At 66.6% G+C, this 18,405-nt stretch carries 15 protein-coding genes and 1 riboswitch; of the genes, 11 read left to right on the forward strand and 4 right to left on the reverse strand.

The window, feature by feature from the left end:
• Window positions 1-86: 86 nt before the first annotated feature.
• From AD72_RS17515 to AD72_RS17525, 3 genes are all read right to left on the reverse strand, one after another.
• Window positions 87-563, reverse strand: a complete 477-nt coding sequence (locus tag AD72_RS17515) for a hypothetical protein (protein ID WP_031467600.1) — start codon at window positions 561-563, stop codon at window positions 87-89.
• A gap of 96 nt (window positions 564-659) precedes the next feature.
• Window positions 660-1,721 (reverse strand): ribonucleotide-diphosphate reductase subunit beta, encoded by a 1,062-nt coding sequence (locus tag AD72_RS17520; RefSeq protein WP_425480773.1) that lies wholly within the window; start codon window positions 1,719-1,721, stop codon window positions 660-662.
• Window positions 1,712-4,060: a ribonucleoside-diphosphate reductase subunit alpha gene (locus AD72_RS17525; protein ID WP_051898717.1), complete on the reverse strand. Its 2,349-nt coding sequence runs from the start codon at window positions 4,058-4,060 to the stop codon at window positions 1,712-1,714. Before AD72_RS17525 ends, AD72_RS17520 begins: the two co-directional genes overlap by 10 nt.
• Window positions 4,061-4,212: 152 nt before the next feature.
• Window positions 4,213-4,424: riboswitch (cobalamin riboswitch) on the reverse strand.
• A gap of 107 nt (window positions 4,425-4,531) precedes the next feature.
• Between AD72_RS17525 and AD72_RS17530 the strand changes: the two genes are divergently transcribed.
• A complete protein-coding gene (locus AD72_RS17530; protein WP_051898718.1) occupies window positions 4,532-5,299 on the forward strand; it encodes an MBL fold metallo-hydrolase in 768 nt (255 codons plus the stop codon).
• On the opposite strand, the gene AD72_RS17535 is transcribed toward AD72_RS17530, so the two are convergent.
• On the reverse strand, window positions 5,289-6,512 hold the full coding sequence (locus AD72_RS17535; protein WP_037346189.1) for a TetR/AcrR family transcriptional regulator: 1,224 nt from the start codon (window positions 6,510-6,512) through the stop codon (window positions 5,289-5,291). The two genes, AD72_RS17530 and AD72_RS17535, sit on opposite strands and share 11 nt — an antisense overlap.
• A 144-nt stretch (window positions 6,513-6,656) precedes the next feature.
• Between AD72_RS17535 and AD72_RS17540 the strand changes: the two genes are divergently transcribed.
• The 10 genes from AD72_RS17540 (at window position 6,657) to AD72_RS17585 (ending at window position 18,350) form a co-directional block, all read left to right on the forward strand.
• Complete coding sequence (locus AD72_RS17540) at window positions 6,657-7,871, forward strand: acetyl-CoA C-acetyltransferase (protein WP_031467604.1); 1,215 nt, start codon at window positions 6,657-6,659, stop codon at window positions 7,869-7,871.
• 37 nt (window positions 7,872-7,908) lie between these two features.
• On the forward strand, window positions 7,909-10,062 hold the full coding sequence (locus AD72_RS17545) for a 3-hydroxyacyl-CoA dehydrogenase NAD-binding domain-containing protein (RefSeq protein WP_156365245.1): 2,154 nt from the start codon (window positions 7,909-7,911) through the stop codon (window positions 10,060-10,062).
• A 39-nt stretch (window positions 10,063-10,101) separates the two neighbouring features.
• On the forward strand, window positions 10,102-10,950 hold the full coding sequence (locus AD72_RS17550; protein WP_051898719.1) for a crotonase/enoyl-CoA hydratase family protein: 849 nt from the start codon (window positions 10,102-10,104) through the stop codon (window positions 10,948-10,950).
• Window positions 10,951-11,108: 158 nt separating this feature from the next.
• Window positions 11,109-11,711, forward strand: a complete 603-nt coding sequence (locus AD72_RS17555; RefSeq protein ID WP_051898720.1) for a YbaB/EbfC family nucleoid-associated protein — start codon at window positions 11,109-11,111, stop codon at window positions 11,709-11,711.
• Window positions 11,708-13,177, forward strand: coding sequence for a WXG100 family type VII secretion target (locus AD72_RS17560; RefSeq protein WP_156365241.1), 1,470 nt, complete (start codon window positions 11,708-11,710; stop codon window positions 13,175-13,177). Before AD72_RS17555 ends, AD72_RS17560 begins: the two co-directional genes overlap by 4 nt.
• 44 nt (window positions 13,178-13,221) lie before the next feature.
• Complete coding sequence (locus AD72_RS17565) at window positions 13,222-14,331, forward strand: WXG100 family type VII secretion target (protein ID WP_031467609.1); 1,110 nt, start codon at window positions 13,222-13,224, stop codon at window positions 14,329-14,331.
• A 109-nt stretch (window positions 14,332-14,440) separates the two neighbouring features.
• Window positions 14,441-15,271, forward strand: a complete 831-nt coding sequence (locus AD72_RS17570) for a siderophore-interacting protein (protein ID WP_031467610.1) — start codon at window positions 14,441-14,443, stop codon at window positions 15,269-15,271.
• A gap of 241 nt (window positions 15,272-15,512) precedes the next feature.
• Window positions 15,513-16,637 (forward strand): Re/Si-specific NAD(P)(+) transhydrogenase subunit alpha, encoded by a 1,125-nt coding sequence (locus AD72_RS17575; protein WP_051898721.1) that lies wholly within the window; start codon window positions 15,513-15,515, stop codon window positions 16,635-16,637.
• 1 nt (window position 16,638) lies between these two features.
• Window positions 16,639-16,956: an NAD(P) transhydrogenase subunit alpha part 2 gene (locus AD72_RS17580; protein ID WP_031467612.1), complete on the forward strand. Its 318-nt coding sequence runs from the start codon at window positions 16,639-16,641 to the stop codon at window positions 16,954-16,956.
• Window positions 16,956-18,350 carry an NAD(P)(+) transhydrogenase (Re/Si-specific) subunit beta gene (locus tag AD72_RS17585; RefSeq protein WP_031467613.1) on the forward strand — a complete coding sequence of 465 codons (1,395 nt, stop codon included), beginning with the start codon at window positions 16,956-16,958 and terminating at the stop codon, window positions 18,348-18,350. The genes AD72_RS17580 and AD72_RS17585 overlap by 1 nt, the downstream gene beginning before the upstream one ends.
• Window positions 18,351-18,405 lie beyond the last annotated feature (55 nt).

An 18,405-nucleotide genomic window follows, 5' to 3' on the forward strand; every position in this document is an offset into this window, starting at 1 on the left:
CGAAAGCCCTTGCTTAACTAGATGGTTAATTAACTGATTGGTGAACTATAGGGCTCGGGTGTGCGCCTTGTCAACGCCGCCGGGGTTCAACCGGGGAGCTGTCCCGGGGCCACGACCGTGAACCGCGCACCGAACGGGGCACAGGCGGGTCCGGGTTTGCCGTCCACGAAATTGGTCAGCCACACCCGGAAGAGGTGCTGCCCGGCCTCGAGCTTGTCCGGGATCCGGGCGCGCATTTCCGCGGTGACACCGAGTGGGCGCTTGCCCTGCCAGACCGGCCCGACGCGCTGGGGTGCGCCGCCGAGGACCCGGTAGAGGTCGACGCGGCCGAGCACTTTCTCGTAGGGATCACCAGGTTTGCCGGTGACGGTCACCGAAACGGTGACTCCCGGGGGAACGCTGAGGCCCTTGGCGGGCGCGGTGACCGCGAGTCCGCCGCACCAGTCGGCTCGTTGCGGTGCGGCATCCGATGGGGAAACCACGGCCGCCGCACTGGCAACGGGAGTGAAGCACAGTGCGGCGGCGGTGGTGAGGGTGACGACGAGGGGGCGTACACGGGGCACGGGAGTCTCCGATCGCAGGTGTCCCACTGTCTTCTCGGAGATTAGCGCCCCACGCCGTGCCCCGCATGTCGGGAAACCGGCGGGAACCCGGGAAACTCAGTCCCAGTCGAGTGTTCCGCCGTGCGAGTACTCGGTCACCCGGGTTTCGAAGAAGTTCTTCTCCTTGTGCAGGTCCACCGCCTCGCTCATCCAGGAGAACGGGTTGCTCACCTCGGCGAAGACCGGTTCCAGGCCGAGCTGGATGCAGCGGCGGTTGGTGATGAAGTGCATGTACTGCTCGCACAGTTCCGCGTTCAGCCCGAGCATCCCGCGTGGCATGGTGTCCCGGGCATAGGCGACTTCGAGTTCACAGCCCTGCACGAGCATGTCCCGCACCTCGGCCTGGAATTCCGCGCTCCACAGGTGCGGGTTCTCCAGCTTGATCTGGTTGATCGCATCGATGCCGAAATTGAGGTGAATGGACTCGTCGCGCAGGATGTACTGGTACTGCTCGGCGATCCCGACCATCTTGTTCCGCCTGCCGAGCGAGAGGATCTGCGCGAACCCGGTGTAGAACCACATTCCCTCGAACACCACGTAGAACGCGATGAGATCGCGCAGGAAGTTCTGGTCCGCCTCCGGGGTTCCGGTGCGGAATTCGGGGTCCTCCAGGTGTTTGGTGTACTGCAGCGCCCACGCGGCCTTGTCGGTGATGGACGGGATCTCCCGGTAGGCGTTGAACAGTTCGCCCTCGTCGAGGCCGAGCGATTCGCAGATGTACTCGAAGGTGTGGGTGTGCACGGCCTCCTCGAAGGCCTGGCGCAGCAGGTACTGGCGGCACTCCGGATTGGTCAGGTGCCGGTACACCGCGAGCACGATGTTGTTGGCCACCAAGGATTCCGAGGTCGCGAAGAAGCCGAGGTTGCGCTTGATCATCCGTCGCTCATCCTCGGTGAGCCCGTCCGCGGATTTCCACAGCGCGATATCGGCGGACATCCCGACCTCGGTCGGCATCCAGTGGTTGGCGCAGCCGGCGAGGTATTTGCGCCAGGCCCAGTCGTATTTCAGCGGCAGCAGCTGGTTCACATCCGCGCGGGCGTTCATCATCGCCTTGTCGTCCACGCTCACCCGCGCCGCATCGCGCTCGATGGAACCGAGTCCGGTGTCGTTCACTGGCAGGCCTCGCAATCGGGTTGGGTGATGGAGCAGGAGACGGCGTTCAGGGCCCCGTCGGTCCCGGTGAGTGTCGACTTCTCGACGTGGGTGGCGCTCGTGGTGCGCAGGTAGTAAGTGGTCTTCAGGCCCTTGCGCCAGGCGAACCGGTACAGCTCGTCGATCATCCGCCCGGTCGGCGCGGTGAGATAGAGGTTGAGCGACTGCGCCTGATCGATCCATTTCTGCCGCCGGGATGCGGCTTCCACGAGCCAGCGGCAGTCGAGTTCGAATGCGGTCGGGTAGAGCGCTTTGAGCTCTTCGGGAATCCGCTCGATCGGGCCGAGCGAGCCGTCGTGCAGCTTGAGCTCGCCGACCATGGCTTCGTCCCAGAGGCCGCGCTGTTTCAGGTCGGCGGCGAGATAGGGATTGACGACGGTGAATTCCCCGGACATGTTCGATTTCACGTACAGATTGCGGTAGAGCGGCTCGATCGACTGCCCGACCCCGCAGATGTTCGCGATGGTCGCGGTCGGTGCGATCGCCATGGTGTTGGAATTGCGCATGCCACCGCGCACCCGCTCGCGCAGCCCGGCCCAGTCCAGCCGCGCGGCGCGGTCCATCTCCAGCTCGGGCCGGGTCTCGGCGAGCAGCCCGATCGAGTCGATGGGCAGGATTCCCTTGTTCCACAGGGAATCCGTGAAGCTGGCGTAGCTGCCGCGCTCCTCGGCCAGCTCGGCGGACGCGGAGATCGCCGCATAGGAGATCTCCTCCATGCTCTGGTCCGCGAACTCCACCGCCTGCTCGGAGGCGAGCGGAATGCGCAGCACGGCGAGGGCATCGGTGAAGCCCATCAGGCCGAGCCCGACCGGTCGGTGCCGCAGATTCGCCGCCCGTGCCTCGGGGATCGTGTAAAAGTTGATGTCGATGACGTTGTCCAGCATGCGCATCGCGGTGTGCACGGTCTGGCTCAACCGCACCGGATCGAGACCGTCCTCGGTGACGTGTGCCGCGAGGTTCACCGAGCCGAGGTTGCACACCGCGACCTCCTCGGTGCTGGTGTTCAGGGTGATCTCGGTGCACAGATTGGAGGAGTGCACCACCCCGGTGTGCCGCTGCGGGCTGCGCAGATTGCACGGATCCTTGAAGGTGATCCACGGATGCCCGGTCTCGTAGAGCATCGTGAGCATCCGCCGCCACAGCTCGACCGCGCGCACCGTGCGGTGTACCCGGATTTCCCCGCGCGCGGCCGCGGCCTCGTATTCCCGGTAGCGCGCGGCGAATTCGTCCCCGTAGAGCTCGTGCAGATCGGGCGTCTCGTCCGGGGAGAACAACGTCCATTCGGTGTCGGCCTCGACCCGGCGGAGGAATTCGTCGGGCACCCAGTTCGCGGTGTTCATATCGTGCGTGCGCCGCCGGTCGTCCCCGGTGTTGCGGCGCAGCTCGAGGAATTCCTCCACGTCGATGTGCCAGGTCTCCAGGTACGCGCAGGCCGCGCCCTTGCGCTTGCCGCCCTGGTTGACCGCGACCGTCGTGTCATTGGCGATCTTCAGGAACGGCACAACGCCCTGGGAGGTTCCGTTGGTGCCCTTGATGTGTGCGCCGAGCCCGCGCACCGGGGTCCAGTCGTTACCCAGTCCGCCGGAGTACTTCGCCAGTAGCGCATTGTTCTGGTACGACTGGAAAATCGAGTCCAGGTCGTCGTCCACCGTGGTCAGGAAGCAGGAGGAGAGCTGCGCCCGGGTGGTGCCGGAGTTGAACAGGGTCGGCGTCGAGCACATGAAGGTGAAGGTGGAAAGCGCCTCGTAGAACTGGATCGCGCGTTCGGTCGGCTCGTCCTCGCGCAGCGCGAGTCCCATGGCCACCCGCATGAAAAAGGCCTGCGGGAGCTCGATCCTGGTGCCCCCGATGTGCTGGAAGTAGCGGTCGTAGAGGATCTGCAGGCCGAGGTAGCCGAACTGCAGATCCCGTTGCGGCACAAGGGCGTCGGTGATCCGGTCCAGATCGAACCCGGCGAGCGCGGGGTCCAGGAGTTCGGCCCGGATACCCCGTTCGAGATAGGCGCGGAAATAGCCGCCGTAGTCCAGTCCGGCCTGGGTGTGCCCGGCAGGGACACCGTGCAGAAAGCCGAGCGCCTCCCCGCGCAGCTTGTCGAGCAGTAGCCGGGCCGCCACATAGGTGTAGTCGGGTTCGGTCTCGATGAGCGTTCGCGCCGCCATGATCAGCGCGAGCCGGACCTCGTCCTCGGTGATCCCCGGATAGCTGCTCGCCCGCGCTTCGGCGAGGATCGGCTCGGCGTCCACATCGGACAGTCCGGCCACGGCTTCGAAAACGGTGTCCGCGAATCCCGCGATCGGGTCGCTCACCTCGACAAGAGTATCGGTCACAAATGCCTCCCACGTTGCATTCACCTGCTCGGGGAGGGCATGCGGCCGCGTGAGCGCGCGCAGCGGTGAAGTCCGTACGCGCTCGACACGTCCCGCAGGCCCACCCGCGAGGCCCGGGACTTGCGCATGCCTGTGCACACGCATCGATGGCAGGTCTTCGGACTCGTGGGCTTTGTCCACAAAGGACACCTACCGGCCGTCGCTTCCCAGGCGTTCGCCCAGTGCCTTGACGGCTTTCGTTCCCACTCACCGCTGCGGGGCAGTCCCGGATTCGCACCGGGTTCCCTCTTGATCGTCACCCGACCCCGGTGTGGGCCGGTGAACCATCGACGGGGGAAGACTACATCTTGTGTTTTTCGAAGTCGAGCAGGCCCACATATGCGTGTCGCGGCACCTGATCGCACAGATGGTACCGTTCGGTACTATCTAACCGAGTGGAAGGGAACGAGAATGCGGCTGCGACGGTTGGCGTGGGCGGGTGCCGAGCTCGAGCACGAGGGGCACACCCTGGTCATCGATCTGATCGGCAACGGTGACCCGATGTTCTCCACGCGGGAGATTCCGCTGTCCCGGCCGGGCGCGACCGCGGCGGCGCTCGTGACGCACCTGCATTCCGACCACGCGGACCCCGTTGCTGCCCGGGTCGCGCTGGCCGAGGGGGCACCGGTCTTCCGTCCGGAGCCCTTCCCCGGCTCGGCGGAGGACAATCGCTGGACCGACGGGGTCGAGCGTGCGTTCCGCGAGCAGCTTCCCGAGGCGGAGGTGCTGCGGCCCTGGCAGCAGCGAAGCGTCGGCCCGTTCCGGGTCATGGCCGTACCTGCCGTGGACGGTCTCGGTGATCCCCAGCTGTCCTGGGTCGTGGACTGCGCCGGGGTGCGGATCTTCCACGGCGGCGACACGATCTTCCACGGCTACTGGTGGTTGATCGCCCGGCGGTTCGGGCCGATCGACACCGCTTTCGTGCCGATCAACGGTCCGGTCGTCGAACTCGATCACCTGCAACCGCCCAGCCCGTTCAACGCCGTCATGCTGCCGGAACAGGCCGCGGAGGCGGCACACATCCTCGGGGCGGCCACGGCGGTGCCGATGCACTATGGGCTGCACCGCCCGGGAGCCTACGAGGAAACCCCGGATGCCGTGCCGCGTTTCCAGCGCAGGGCCCGCGAGCTCGGGATCGTGCCAAACCTCGCACAGCCCGGCGAGTGGTTCAGCCGCTGACCGGCCCCGCGGCGATCGCGGGCACGTCGAGGCGCAGCGCCGCCCTGGCCAGGGTGACCGATTCTGCCCGGTGCGCGGGCCGGTTGCGGGCGATGTTCGCCCTGGCGAGGTCGTTCACCACGGTGAGCCCGGCATGCGCGATCACCCTGGCCTCGGCCTCGGTGCGGTCCGGGTCGATCTTGCGCAGCAGGCTCACCCACTGGGAGACGTAGTCGCGCTGCACGGTGAGCAGTTCGGCCCGCTGGGTCTCGGAGAGCGAGCGCATCTCGGTGTTGTACACGGTGGCCAGATCCGAGTACTGCCAGATGGTGTCCACATAGGACTCGAGTACCGCGCCGAGCGCCTGCTCCGGGGTGTTCGCGGTGCCCAGTGCGCGGGAGGCCTCCATGGTCAGCCGCTCGGCCATCCGCTGCCCTACGGTGAGCAGGATCTGTTCCTTGCTCGGGAAATGCCGGTACACGCTGGCCGCGGCGAGCCCGACGGCCTTGCCGATCTCGGCCATGCTGACGTGCGAGTAGCCGCGCTCGGCGAACAGTTCGGTCGCCGCGGCCAGGATCTGCTCGCGGCGGCCGTGCGGCACCGGGACCGGGGGCGGCTGGATCTCCGCGGCCGGATCGGGGAGCCGGGCCATGAGCACCCGCCCCGCGATATCCGCGAGCAGTTCGGTGAACCGGCCCTTGGCCAGCCGGGTGCGGTGCACCGCGACGCTGCCGAGTACCCCGAGACCGGCGAGGCAGAGCAGCCCGGCCTGATCCTCGCTGATGTCCCCGCGGTCGGTGCGCAGCGCCTCGCCGAGGGAGGCGAGCAGCGTGCGGCTCTCCCGTGCGATCTGCACGCGGGTGGTGCGATCCAGTTCGCTCGCGTTCCACCGCCACAGGGCGAGTGTGGTGCGGCGGCTGACCGCGAGCTCGCCGAGCGCTTCGGTGATCGCACGCAGCCGTTGCCTTCCCGCCTCGGGGTATTCGGCGAGTGCGGCCTCGGTCGCGGTCCTCGTCACGTCGAGCGCCTCGGTGAGCACTCGCGCGAACAGTTCCTGTTTCGAGGAGAAGTGCCGATAGAGCGCCGGTCCGCTGATGTCGGCCGCCGCGGCGATATCGGCCACGCTGACCGCGTGGTATCCGTAGCGGCCGAACAGCTCCTCGGCGATCGCGAGCAGGCGGGCGGTGCGGTCCTTGGGCCTGGATGGACGGTCACCGTTCGTGCTGCGCGTCATCCGACCTCCCGCTGTGTCCCGTGCCACCTTTGTGGGGGTACCTGACCATTGACAATAGCCTGGTTCGGGGCATCATGTTAATAAGGATTCGCATACATCTCGAAACTTGCTAGCAACACCATCAGGCGAAGGGAACTCGGAATCGTGAGTACTGAGGCCTATATCTACGACGCGATCAGGACACCGCGTGGTAAGGGCAAGAAGAACGGTTCGCTTCACACGATCAAGCCGATCTCCCTCGTGGTCGGCCTGATCGACGAACTGCGGAGCCGCAATCCGGAACTGGATCCCGCGCTCATCGACGACATCGTGCTCGGCATCGTCTCCCCGGTCGGTGACCAGGGCGCGGTGCTGCCGCGGACCGCCGCGCTCGCCGCCGGTCTGCCGGACACGGTCGCCGGTGTGCAGCTGAACCGGTTCTGCGCCTCCGGCCTCGAGGCCGTGAACACCGCGGCGCAGAAGGTGCGCTCCGGATGGGACCGCCTCGTGCTCGGCGGCGGCGTCGAGTCCATGTCGCGGGTGCCGATGGGCTCGGACGGCGGCGCATGGGCGATGGACCCGGAGACCGCGTACGAGACCTACTTCGTTCCGCAGGGCATCGGGGCCGACCTGATCGCCACGATCGAGGGATTCTCCCGCGATGACGTGGATGCCTTCGCGATCCGTTCCCAGGAGCGCGCCGCGGCCGCGTGGAGCGGCGGCTACTTCGCCAAGTCCGTGGTCCCGGTCAAGGACCGCAACGGGATCACCGTGCTGGACCACGATGAGCACATGCGCCCGGGCACCAGCACCGCCGACCTGTCCAAGCTGGACCCGTCCTTCGCGATGATCGGCGACATGGGCGGTTTCGACGCGGTCGCCCTGCAGAAGTACCACAACGTGGAGCGCATCAACCACGTGCACCACGCGGGTAACTCCTCGGGCATCGTGGACGGTGCCGCGCTCGTGCTCGTGGGCAGCGAGGAAGCGGGCAAGGCCGCCGGTCTCACCCCGCGCGCCCGCATCGTGGGTACCGCGACCACCGGTGCCGAGCCGACGATCATGCTCACCGGTCCGACCCCGGCGACCAAGAAGCTGCTCGAGACCACCGGGCTCACCGTGGACGACATCGATCTGTTCGAGCTCAACGAGGCCTTCGCCTCCGTGGTGCTGAAGTACCAGAAGGACCTCGACATCCCGGACGAGAAGCTGAACGTGAACGGTGGCGCGATCGCCATGGGCCACCCGCTCGGCGCGACCGGGGCGATGATCCTCGGCACCATGGTCGACGAGCTGGAGCGCCGGGACGCCCGCCGTGCGGTCGTGACCCTGTGCATCGGTGGCGGCATGGGCGTGGCAACCCTGATCGAGCGGGTCTGAAAACTCAGAGGCGAAGGACAAACCATTGACTGACAACATGATCCGCTGGGAATCCGACTCCGACGGCATCGTCACGCTCACGCTCGACGACCCGAACCAGTCGGCCAACACGATGAACGACCTCTACAAGCGCTCGATGGCGGAGACCGTCAAGCGCCTCGAGGACGAGAAGGACTCGATCGCCGGTGCGGTGATCACCTCCGCCAAGAAGACCTTCTTCGCCGGTGGTGACCTCAACGACCTGATCAAGGCGCAGCCCGAGGACGCCCCGCGGGTGTTCGAACAGGTCACCGAGATCAAGGCCCAGCTGCGCAGGCTGGAGACCCTCGGCAAGCCGGTGGTCACGGTGCTCAACGGCGCCGCGCTCGGTGGCGGGCTGGAGATCGCGCTCGCCACGCACCGCCGGATCGCGGTGGACGCGAAGGGTTCGCAGATCGGGCTGCCCGAGGTGACCCTCGGCCTGCTGCCCGGCGGCGGCGGGGTCACCAGGACCGTGCGGCTGCTCGGTATCCAGACCGCGCTGATGGGCGTGCTGTTGCAGGGTCAGCGCAACAAGCCGGCCAAGGCCAAGGAGATCGGCCTTGTCGACGAGGTCGTGGCCAGCACCGAAGAGGGCATCGCCAAGGCCAAGGAGTGGATCAAGGCCAACCCGGAGGCCGTGCAGCCCTGGGATCAGAAGGGCTACAAGATCCCCGGCGGCACCCCGTCGAACCCCTCGTTCGCCGCGAACCTGCCCGCGTTCCCCGCGAACCTGCGCAAGCAGCTCAAGGGTGCGAACATGCCCGCCCCGCTGAACATCATGAGCGCGGCGGTCGAGGGCAGCCAGGTCGACATCGACAACGCCTTCACCATCGAGGGCCGGTACTTCACCGATCTGGTCGTCGGCCCGATCTCGAAGAACATGATCAAGGCGTTCTTCTTCGACCTGCAGGACATCAACTCCGGCAAGTCCCGCCCGGACGGGTACGAGAAGTTCACCGCCACCAAGGTCGGCGTGCTCGGCGCGGGCATGATGGGCGCGGCCATCGCCTACGTGTGCGCGCGCGGTGGCATGGAGGTCGTGCTCAAGGACGTCTCCCAGGAGAACGCGGAAAAGGGCAAGGGCTACTCGCAGAAGCTGTTCGACAAGGCCGTCTCCCGTGGTAAGTCCACCCAGGAGCAGGCCGACGAGACGCTGGCCCGCATCAAGCCGACCGCGGACGCGGCCGACCTCAAGGGCGCGGACCTGATCATCGAGGCCGTCTTCGAGTCCCAGGACCTCAAACACAAGGTGTTCCAGGAGATCGAGGACGTCGTCGACCCGGACTGCGTGCTCGGCTCGAACACTTCCACGCTGCCGATCACCGGTCTCGCCGAGGGCGTGAAGAAGCAGGAGAACTTCATCGGCCTGCACTTCTTCTCCCCGGTGGACAAGATGCCGCTGCTGGAGATCATCTGCGGGGAGAACACCTCGGACGCCACGCTGGCCAAGGCCTTCGATGTGGCCCAGCAGATCAAGAAGACCCCGATCGTGGTCAACGACTCGCGCGGGTTCTTCACCTCCCGGGTCATCGGCACCTTCATCAACGAGGCGGTGGCCATGGTCGGCGAGGGTGTCCCGGCGCCCTCGATCGAGCAGGCCGGTTCGCAGGCGGGCTACCCGGCCCCGCCGCTGCAGCTGATGGACGAGCTCACGCTGACCCTGCCGCAGAAGATCCGCAAGGAGAGCAAGGCCGCGGTCGAGGCCGCGGGCGGCACCTGGGAGGCCCACCCCTCCGACACGGTGATCGACCGGATGGTCGAGGAGTTCGACCGCAAGGGCCGGTCCACCGGTTCCGGGTTCTACGACTACGGCGAGGACGGCAAGCGCGGCGGTCTCTGGGAAGGGCTCGCGGACGCCTTCACCAAGGCGGACACCGACATCCCGTTCGAGGACCTCAAGGAGCGGATGCTGTTCGCCGAGGCGCTGGAGACGGTGAAGTGCCTCGACGAGGGTGTGCTGCGCACCGTGCAGGACGCGAACATCGGCGCCATCATGGGCATCGGGTTCCCGCCGTGGACCGGTGGCGTGGTGCAGTACATCAACAACTACCCGGGCGGACCGGCCGGATTCGTGACGCGCACGCGGGAACTCGCCAAGCGTTACGGTGACCGGTTCAACCCGCCCGCGTCCTTGGTCGAAAAGGCCGAAAAGGGCGAAATTTTCGAATAGTCGGAATCACTCTCTGATTCAACCGAAGGAGCAATTGCCGTGGCCGAGCAGGTCGAAGGTCTCGATACGACGGAATTCAAGGCCCTGAGCGTGCAGCTCGACGGGCACATCGCGACCGTGACCCTGCTCGGCCCCGGCAAGGGCAACGCCATGGGGCCGGATTTCTGGCGGGAACTGCCCCTGGTGTTCAACGCGCTGCATGCCGACGATCGGGTGCGCGCGATCGTGCTCACCGGGAGCGGCAAGCACTTCTCCTACGGGCTCGACCTTCCCGCCATGATGCCCGACTGGGCACCACTGCTCGCCGAACGCGGCCTTGCCAAGCAGCGCAACGACTTTCTCGCGCAGCTGCGTAGCATGCAGGCCAGCGTCAACTCGGTCGCCGCCTGCGCCAAACCGGTGATCTCCGCGATCTCGGGCTGGTGCATCGGCGGCGGTATCGACGTGACCGCGGCGACCGATATCCGGCTCGCCAGCGCCGAGGCGAAGTTCTCGGTGCGCGAGGTCAAGGTCGCCATCGTCGCGGATCTCGGTTCACTGCAACGGCTTTCCGGGATCATCGGGGAGGGCGCGCTGCGCGAGCTCGCCTACACCGGCAAGGATGTGGACGCCGCCAAGGCCAAGGAACTCGGCCTCGTGAACGAGGTCTACCCCGATCAGGACGCGGTGCTCGCCGGGGCCCGCGCGCTCGCCGAGGAGATCGCCGCCAACCCGCCGCTCGTCGTGCAGGGCGTCAAGCAGATGCTCGACGTCAACCGGGAAGCGCGGATCGCCGAGGGACTGCGCTACGTCGGTGCCTGGAATGCCGCTTTTCTGCCGAGTGAGGATCTCGGCGAGGCCGTCGCCGCCTTCATGGAGAAGCGCGAGCCGAGGTTCACCGGCCGCTGAGCAGGCCCTCGGACGTGCTCTGAAATCCCGTCGCTGTCCGTAGCGAAGGTCTGTTGCCGCAGGGTGGATAGGTATATCGTCATATGCGGCAATAAGCAGGACAACTTCGCATATGATGCTGCCCGCCTGATCAGACCGAGGGGCGAACGGGAGTATTCATGACATCGAGTGAAGAAGCACAGCAGCGTTACGACAGCCTCGTTGCCACCGGTGAAGCGGCGGAGCGCGATTTCGAGAAGCTGCAGCAGATCCAGCAGGAGCTGCAGAATCTCGAGGTCACCGAGACGAGCGCGGATCGTTCGGTCAGTGTGACCGCTGGGGCGACCGGGACCATCAAGGCCATCAACATCACCGAGGCCGGGCTGAGCAAGGGGGCGGCCGGTCTTTCCTCGACCGTGCTGAACACGCTGCACCAGGCCGTCTCGAAGGCCACCCAGCGTCAGCTGGAGATGATCCGCGAGGGCACCACGCACAACCCCGCCCTGCAGAAGAGCATCGACGATCTGCACGAGGAGCTCGCGCATCCGCCGGAGGAAGAGCAGGAGCAGGAGCGTGGCCGCCCGGCCGAGCTCTCCTTCGGACCGGCCGAGGATCCCGAGCCGGAACCCGAACCGCAAAAACCTGCTTTCGCCCCGGAACCGCCGCGCCCGGCGCCGCGTCCCAGTGCGCAACCGGGGCCTGCCGCACGCGGGCAGCACCGCCGGGACGAGGTCGATGACGATGACTCGTTCGAGTTCAAGTTGGATCGGGGTAAGTGGTGAACTACAAGGTAAACACCGAGAACCTGCGCGGTGCGGGTAAGCAGGTCAAGGGGATGGCCGAGCGCGGTGCCCAGGCCTCCACCCACGCCCAGAACGCCCAGCTCCCGGACAAGTCCTGGGGCCTGCTCGGGCTGATGACCACGCACGGCAAGTACCAGGAACTGCAGAACGAACTGATCAGCCACGCCGCACGGCTCCAGGGCGGGATCGATTCGCACGGTCAGAACCTCGTCGACACCGCGGACGACTACGACCAGCAGGAAAAGGACGCCAAGAAGCAGTTCGACGACCACCGCAAGGGCACGGACGACAACGGGAAACCGCCCAAGACCGGTGGGAACGACAATGGCGGCGGCAACAACGGCGGGAACGACAACGGGGGGAACACCGGCCAGGTCTCGCAGCCGCCCAAGACGGGCCAGAACGCGCCGCAGGACGGCGGGGACATCAACGATCCGAAGCAGAATCCCGGCGGCACCGATCACTCCAAGGACTTCCTCAAGGACGGGGACAAGGACGGCGGCAAGGACGGCAAGCAGCCGGACGGCTCCGATCCGAACAAACCCGGCCAGGGCAAGGACGGCTCCGGCGAGGGTGGCATCAAGGTCACCGTCGAAGGCGGGAGCAAGGCCGAGGTCGAGGTCGAAGGCAAGGCAGGGGAGAACGTCGAGGTGGAGGGCACCGTCACGGGGGCGGACGGCAAACCCGAGCACTTCGATACGCACACCACCATCGACCAGAGCGGGCACGCCAAGGTGGATGTGGACCCGACCGGGGCGGACGGCTCCGATGGTCCCGGCGACAAACCCGGTGGCCCGGATTCCGATATCCACACGGTGAGCGGCCAGGGCGCCGATTCCGCCGCGGGCGGGCACGACGGGACTCCCGGTGATCCGGGTACCGGCGCCTCCGGGGCGGGCGCGCACGCGGGCGGGGATTCCGGCGCGGGCGGCGATTCCGGTTCCGGCGGCGGCCTCGACGGTGGCGGGTCCGCACACGCCGCCGGCGCCGATGGCGGCGGTGGTGCGGCGGCCGCGGGCGGTTCCGGCGCCGATGCGGGCGGCGGCCTCGGCGCGGGTTCCGGCGGTGGTGCCGGAGCGGACGGTTCCGGTGGGGCGGCCCCGAACGACGGAAGCCAGACCGAGACCAATGCGGCCGGTGGCGCACAGGGCGGTCAGCTCGGCGGCGGCGCGGAAACGGCGGCGGTGGAGCAGCCGAGTGGTCAGGGCGGTCAAGGTGGCCAGGGCGGTCAGCCCGGTGGCGCGGAAGCGGGCGCGGGCCAGCAGTCCGGTCAAGGTGGTCAGCACGGTGCCGGGGGCATGCCCATGGGCGCCATGGGGGGCGGTGGTGGCGCGGGTGGCCAGTCCGGTGGACAGCAGCACCGCAATTCCTACGCCTGGCCGGAAGTCGACTTCGATGCCGAGGACCCGAAGCAGGCAGCGGCGGACCGGCTCACCGGCAACTGACCGCGGCCGGAGCTTCGAGACACAGACCTAGGAGGGGCTAGAACATGTCAGCACCGACGCAGATCACCAACGACGTCCGGCAGACGACCAGCCAGGCGCAGCAGGCACGGGGCGAGGCCGACTCGGTCGCGAACGAGAGCTCGGGCGAGTCCAGCTGGGACCCGTTGAACACGCTGATCAACAAGGGACTCGGCTTCCTGATCGACCACATCCAGCCGTTGAAGGAAGCGCTGGAGATGGTGACCGGGTCGCCGGACGCGCTCAACACCGGGGCGCAGAACTATCTGAACCTGCAGCAGGAGATCAACGCGATCGGCAAGGATCTCGAGCAGCAGTTCAAATCGGGATCCCAGGGCTGGGAGGGCAAAGCCTCCGAGGCCGCGAAGAAAGAGATGGAAGGGCTCGTCGAGGGCGTCAAGGGGACCGGCGAGCTCGCCGCCGCGATCTCCGATCTGCTGAAGTCCAGCGGCGAGATGATGAAGGCCGCCAAGGACACCATCATCTCGATCATCGCGGACTTCGTGGAAACCGCGATCACCAACGCCGCCGCCTACGGCTGGGTTCCGGTCGCCGGACAGGCCGCACTGGTCACCCGGCTCGGCGTGAAGATCGCCGAATGCGTCGGCAAAGCGGTGAAGTTCGTTTCCAAGGTCGGCAAGATCATCATGAAGATCGGGCGGGTACTGGAATCGGCCGCCCGGGTGCTCGGCCGGATCGGCCGGATCCTCGAGAAGATCGGGAAATTCGCCACCAAGGGCGGCCTCAAGCTCAACCGCGCGGCCCGCACCCTCGGGCGGCGCGGCGAGAACATCGCCCAGCGCGTCGGGCGCAGCGGGCTCAGTGGTGAGGCCCGCAGCGAGGCCGAGCACAGCGTGAGCCGGTCCTACGACAACGCCCGGTTCGGCCGCGAAGGGGAACAGGAACAGGGCCCCGAATCGCCGTGGAAGAGCGTGCGCGAGGACGCCAAGGAAGGCATCAAGTCCGGGTACGAGAGCTATCAGGACGCCGACGATGCCTACGAGCGTGGCAAGGAGCAGGACGGGGACAAGATCGACCAGCAGATCACCGGCAACTCCGGAAGCTACGCCGACGACGCCGACCAGCAGGGCACCGTCAACGGCGAGGATGTCAACACGCAGCGGGCGACCACCTGATGCCCTGAGTTCCGGACGACCGAGAAGGGAGCGGGCCAGGTGCCCGCTCCCTTCTTCGCAAGTCAGCCTGGTTAGGGTAGCCTTACTTGAGAGTAGTCAAGGAGGCACTGTGGCGGAGAAGAAGCGGCGGAACACGACGCTGCGGGTGGTACGCACCGAGCGGCTGACCCCGACGATGATCAGGGTGGTCTTCGGTGGCGAGGAGCTCGCGGAGTTCGGGTACAACGGATTCACCGACAGCTACGTGAAGCTGTTGTTCCCGAAGCCGGGCGTGGCCTATCCGGAACCGTTCGACATCAACCAGATCCGCGAGGAGCTGCCGCGCGAGCAGTGGCCGGACATGCGCACGTACACGGTGCGCTGGCTGGACCGGGAAGCCGGGGAGCTCGCCATCGATTTCGTCACCCACGGCGCGGAGGGGCTCGCGGGGCCGTGGGCGCAGACGGCCGGTCCCGGGGACAAGCTCGCGATGCTCGGGCCGGGTGGCGCGTACTCCCCGCGCGAGGATGTCGCCAGGCATCTGCTCGTCGGCGACGAGAGCGCGCTGCCCGCGATCGGTGCTGCGGTGGAGGCCCTTCCGGACGGCGCGCGGGCGCACGCGGTGATCGAGGTCGCCGGTGAGCAGGAACGCCAGCCGTTGACCACCAAGGCCGAGCTGACCGTGACCTGGGTGCACCGGGATGGCGCGCACTACGGGGAGAAGCTGGTGGAGACCCTGCGCGGGCTCGAGGCGGGCACCGAACCCGTGCACGCCTTCGTGCACGGCGAGGCCGGTGCGGTGAAACAGCTTCGCGGTCTGTTCCGCGATGAGTGGGGTATTCCCGCGGACCGTCTTTCCATCTCCGGTTATTGGCGTACCGGAATGAACGAGGACGGGCACCAGGCGGCGAAACGGGCCGAACGCGAGGCCGAAGAGGCGGCAGCGGGCAAATCCGCTTAGACGTGGGGATAACCACAGGGGGAAAATAAAAGTACAGACGTTCGGTTTGCTAAGGAACAATTGCTGGTCATCCGCGTATGGCGGGCAATACCGAACCCGTTCTGAATCGGAACAGCGTTGACGGGGCGTCCGCAGCGTGGGACGCCCCGTTTACCGGGTAGGTGTGCGAAAGGCGGCAAACAAGCTATGTTTCCGCCATGTCTAACAGCTTCCACAAGGACGGCTTCGTCGAAGGACGCAAATGAGCGAGCCGAATCAGGCGAGCACACCGGCGGCGCGCGTCGGTGTGCCGAAGGAGACCGCGGACGGCGAACGACGCGTCGCGCTGGTGCCGAAGGTGATCGAACGGCTGCGCTCACGCGGATTCGAGGTCATCGTCGAGCAGGGCGCCGGTATCGAGGCGCTGATTCCCGATGAGGCCTATACCGAATCGGGCGCCACGATCGGTGATCCGTGGAGCGCCGATGTCGTCGTCAAGGTCAATCCGCCGAGCTCCGAGGAGATCGGCAAACTCTCCAGCGGATCGACGCTCATCGGGTTTCTTTCCCCGCTGACGAACGCCGAAACGATTTCCGGACTGCGCAGCGCGGGGGTCACCGGATTCGCGATGGAATCCATCCCGCGAATTTCGCGTGCCCAATCGATGGACGCGCTTTCCTCGCAGGCGAACGTCGGCGGTTACAAAGCGGTATTGCTCGCGGCCACCGCGGCGACCCGGTTCTTCCCGATGCTGACCACGGCGGCCGGAACGGTGAAACCGGCCACCGCGCTCGTGCTCGGTGTCGGGGTCGCCGGACTGCAGGCGCTCGCCACCGCGAAACGGCTCGGCGCCCGCACCACCGGATACGACGTGCGGCCCGAGGTCGCCGAACAGGTCCGCTCGCTCGGTGCGCAGTGGCTCGACCTCGGCATCGAGGCGGCCGGTGAGGGCGGCTACGCCCGTGAACTCTCCGAGGACGAGAAGGCCGAGCAGCAGAAACGGCTCAGCGAAGCCATTTCCGGTTTCGACGTGGTGATCACCACCGCACTCGTTCCCGGTCGGCCCGCGCCGAAACTGGTCAGTGCCGATGCGGTGCGCGGAATGCGCGCGGGCAGCGTGATCGTGGACATGGCCGGGGAGACCGGAGGGAACTGCGAGCTGACCGAGCCCGGCGAGACCGTGGTCAAACACGATGTCACGATTGCCTCGCCGCTCAACCTTCCCGCGACCATGCCCGAGCATTCCAGCGAACTGTATGCGCGCAATGTGCAGGCCCTGCTCGAGCTCATGCTCGATTCGGAAGGCGCGTTCGCTCCGGATTTCTCGGACGAGATCCTCGCGAAGTCCTGCGTGACGAGCGAGGCGAAAGACGAGGGGAATTCCTGACATGTTGCTCGCGAATATCGCCATACTCGTGCTCGCCGGTTTCGTCGGCTTCTCGGTCATCTCCAAGGTGCCGAATACCTTGCACACACCCCTGATGTCCGGCACCAACGCGATTCACGGAATCGTATTGCTCGGCGGACTCATCGTGCTCGGCAGCGGGGCGGACGGATTCTGGTCCAAACTGCTCGCCGTGGTCGCGATCGTGTTCGGCACCATCAACGTCGTCGGTGGATTCCTGGTCACGGACCGGATGCTGGGCATGTTCAAGCAGAAGCCCGCGACGGACAAGAAGGCTGCGGCCAAGGACGGTGATTCCTGATGCACACCTTGATCACCGTTCTCTACATCATCGCGTTCGCGCTGTTCATCTACGGCCTGATGGGCCTGACCGGTCCGCGAACCGCGGTGCGCGGCAACAAGATCGCGGCCGTCGGTATGGCGATCGCGGTCATCGCCACGCTGCTGCAACCCGGAATCAGCAATTGGTGGCTCATCGCGGGCGCGGTGGTGATCGGTGTGCTGCTCGGCATTCCGTCCGCGCGTCAGGTGAAGATGACCGCGATGCCACAGATGGTGGCGCTGTTCAACGGTCTCGGTGGCGGGGCCGTCGCGCTGATCGCCTGGGTGGAATTCCGGGATTCCGCCGGGTATCTCGATCGCCCGTTGTATTTCGTGATCGCCTCGCTGTTCGCCGCGGTCGTCGGTTCGATCTCGTTCTGGGGATCGCTGGTCGCCTTCGGCAAACTGCAGGAGATCCTGCCCGGTAAGCCGGTGAGCGCGGGCAAACTCCAGCAGCCGCTGAACATTCTCGTCATCCTGCTCACCCTCGCCTGTGCGGTGATCGTCGCGATCGGGGCTTCGCGCACCGAATGGCTGATCGTCGGCGTGCTCGTGTTCGCCGCGGTGCTCGGCCTGCTCGTGGTGTTCCCGATCGGCGGCGCGGACATGCCCGTGGTGATCTCACTGCTGAACGCGTTCACCGGATTGTCCGCGGCGGCCATGGGGCTCGCGCTGGAGAACACGGCGATGATCGTGGCAGGCATGATCGTCGGCGCCTCCGGTTCGATCCTCACCGATCAGATGGCCAAGGCCATGAACCGTTCGATTCCCGCGATCGTGGCGGGCGGTTTCGGTGGTGGCGCGGCCGTCGCCAGTGCCTCGAGCACGGACGCCGGGGAGAAGACGGTGCGCTCCACGAGTGCTTCGGATGCGGCCATCCAGCTCGCCTACGCCGGTCAGGTCATCGTGGTCCCCGGCTACGGTATGGCGGTCGCGCAGGCCCAGCACGCGGTCAAGGACATGGCGAAACTGTTGGAAGACAAGGGAGTCAGCGTCAACTACGCCATTCACCCGGTGGCCGGCCGGATGCCGGGGCACATGAACGTGCTGCTCGCCGAGGCGGACGTACCTTATGACCAGCTCAAGGAAATGGACGACATCAACGGTGAGTTCTCGCGCACCGATGTCACGCTGGTGATCGGGGCGAACGATGTCACCAATCCGGCAGCACGTACTGACCCCGGGTCACCGATCCACGGCATGCCCATCCTGAACGTGGACGAGTCCAGGTCGGTGATCGTGTTGAAACGCTCGATGAGCGCGGGATTTGCGGGCATCGAGAATGAGCTCTACCACAATCCGAAGACGGCGATGCTTTTCGGCGACGCGAAATCCTCGGTCAACGAGGTAATCGAGGAGCTGAAAGCGCTCTAAGCAGGTATGTCAGGGGACCCGCGTGCGTGGCACGCCGGGTCCCCTGACGCGTTTT

Source organism: Sciscionella sediminilitoris, assembly GCF_000737195.2.
Lineage (GTDB): Bacteria > Actinomycetota > Actinomycetes > Mycobacteriales > Pseudonocardiaceae > Sciscionella > Sciscionella sediminilitoris.

Coding starts and splice junctions, on each gene's coding strand:
- AD72_RS17530 (WP_051898718.1), top strand. CDS start 4,532: ATGCGGCTGCGACGGTTGGCGTGGGCGGGTGCCGAGCTCGAGCACGAG.
- AD72_RS17585 (WP_031467613.1), top strand. CDS start 16,956: ATGCACACCTTGATCACCGTTCTCTACATCATCGCGTTCGCGCTGTTC.
- AD72_RS17575 (WP_051898721.1), top strand. CDS start 15,513: ATGAGCGAGCCGAATCAGGCGAGCACACCGGCGGCGCGCGTCGGTGTG.
- AD72_RS17545 (WP_156365245.1), top strand. CDS start 7,909: ATGATCCGCTGGGAATCCGACTCCGACGGCATCGTCACGCTCACGCTC.
- AD72_RS17565 (WP_031467609.1), top strand. CDS start 13,222: ATGTCAGCACCGACGCAGATCACCAACGACGTCCGGCAGACGACCAGC.
- AD72_RS17555 (WP_051898720.1), top strand. CDS start 11,109: ATGACATCGAGTGAAGAAGCACAGCAGCGTTACGACAGCCTCGTTGCC.
- AD72_RS17580 (WP_031467612.1), top strand. CDS start 16,639: ATGTTGCTCGCGAATATCGCCATACTCGTGCTCGCCGGTTTCGTCGGC.
- AD72_RS17535 (WP_037346189.1), bottom strand. CDS start 6,512: ATGACGCGCAGCACGAACGGTGACCGTCCATCCAGGCCCAAGGACCGC.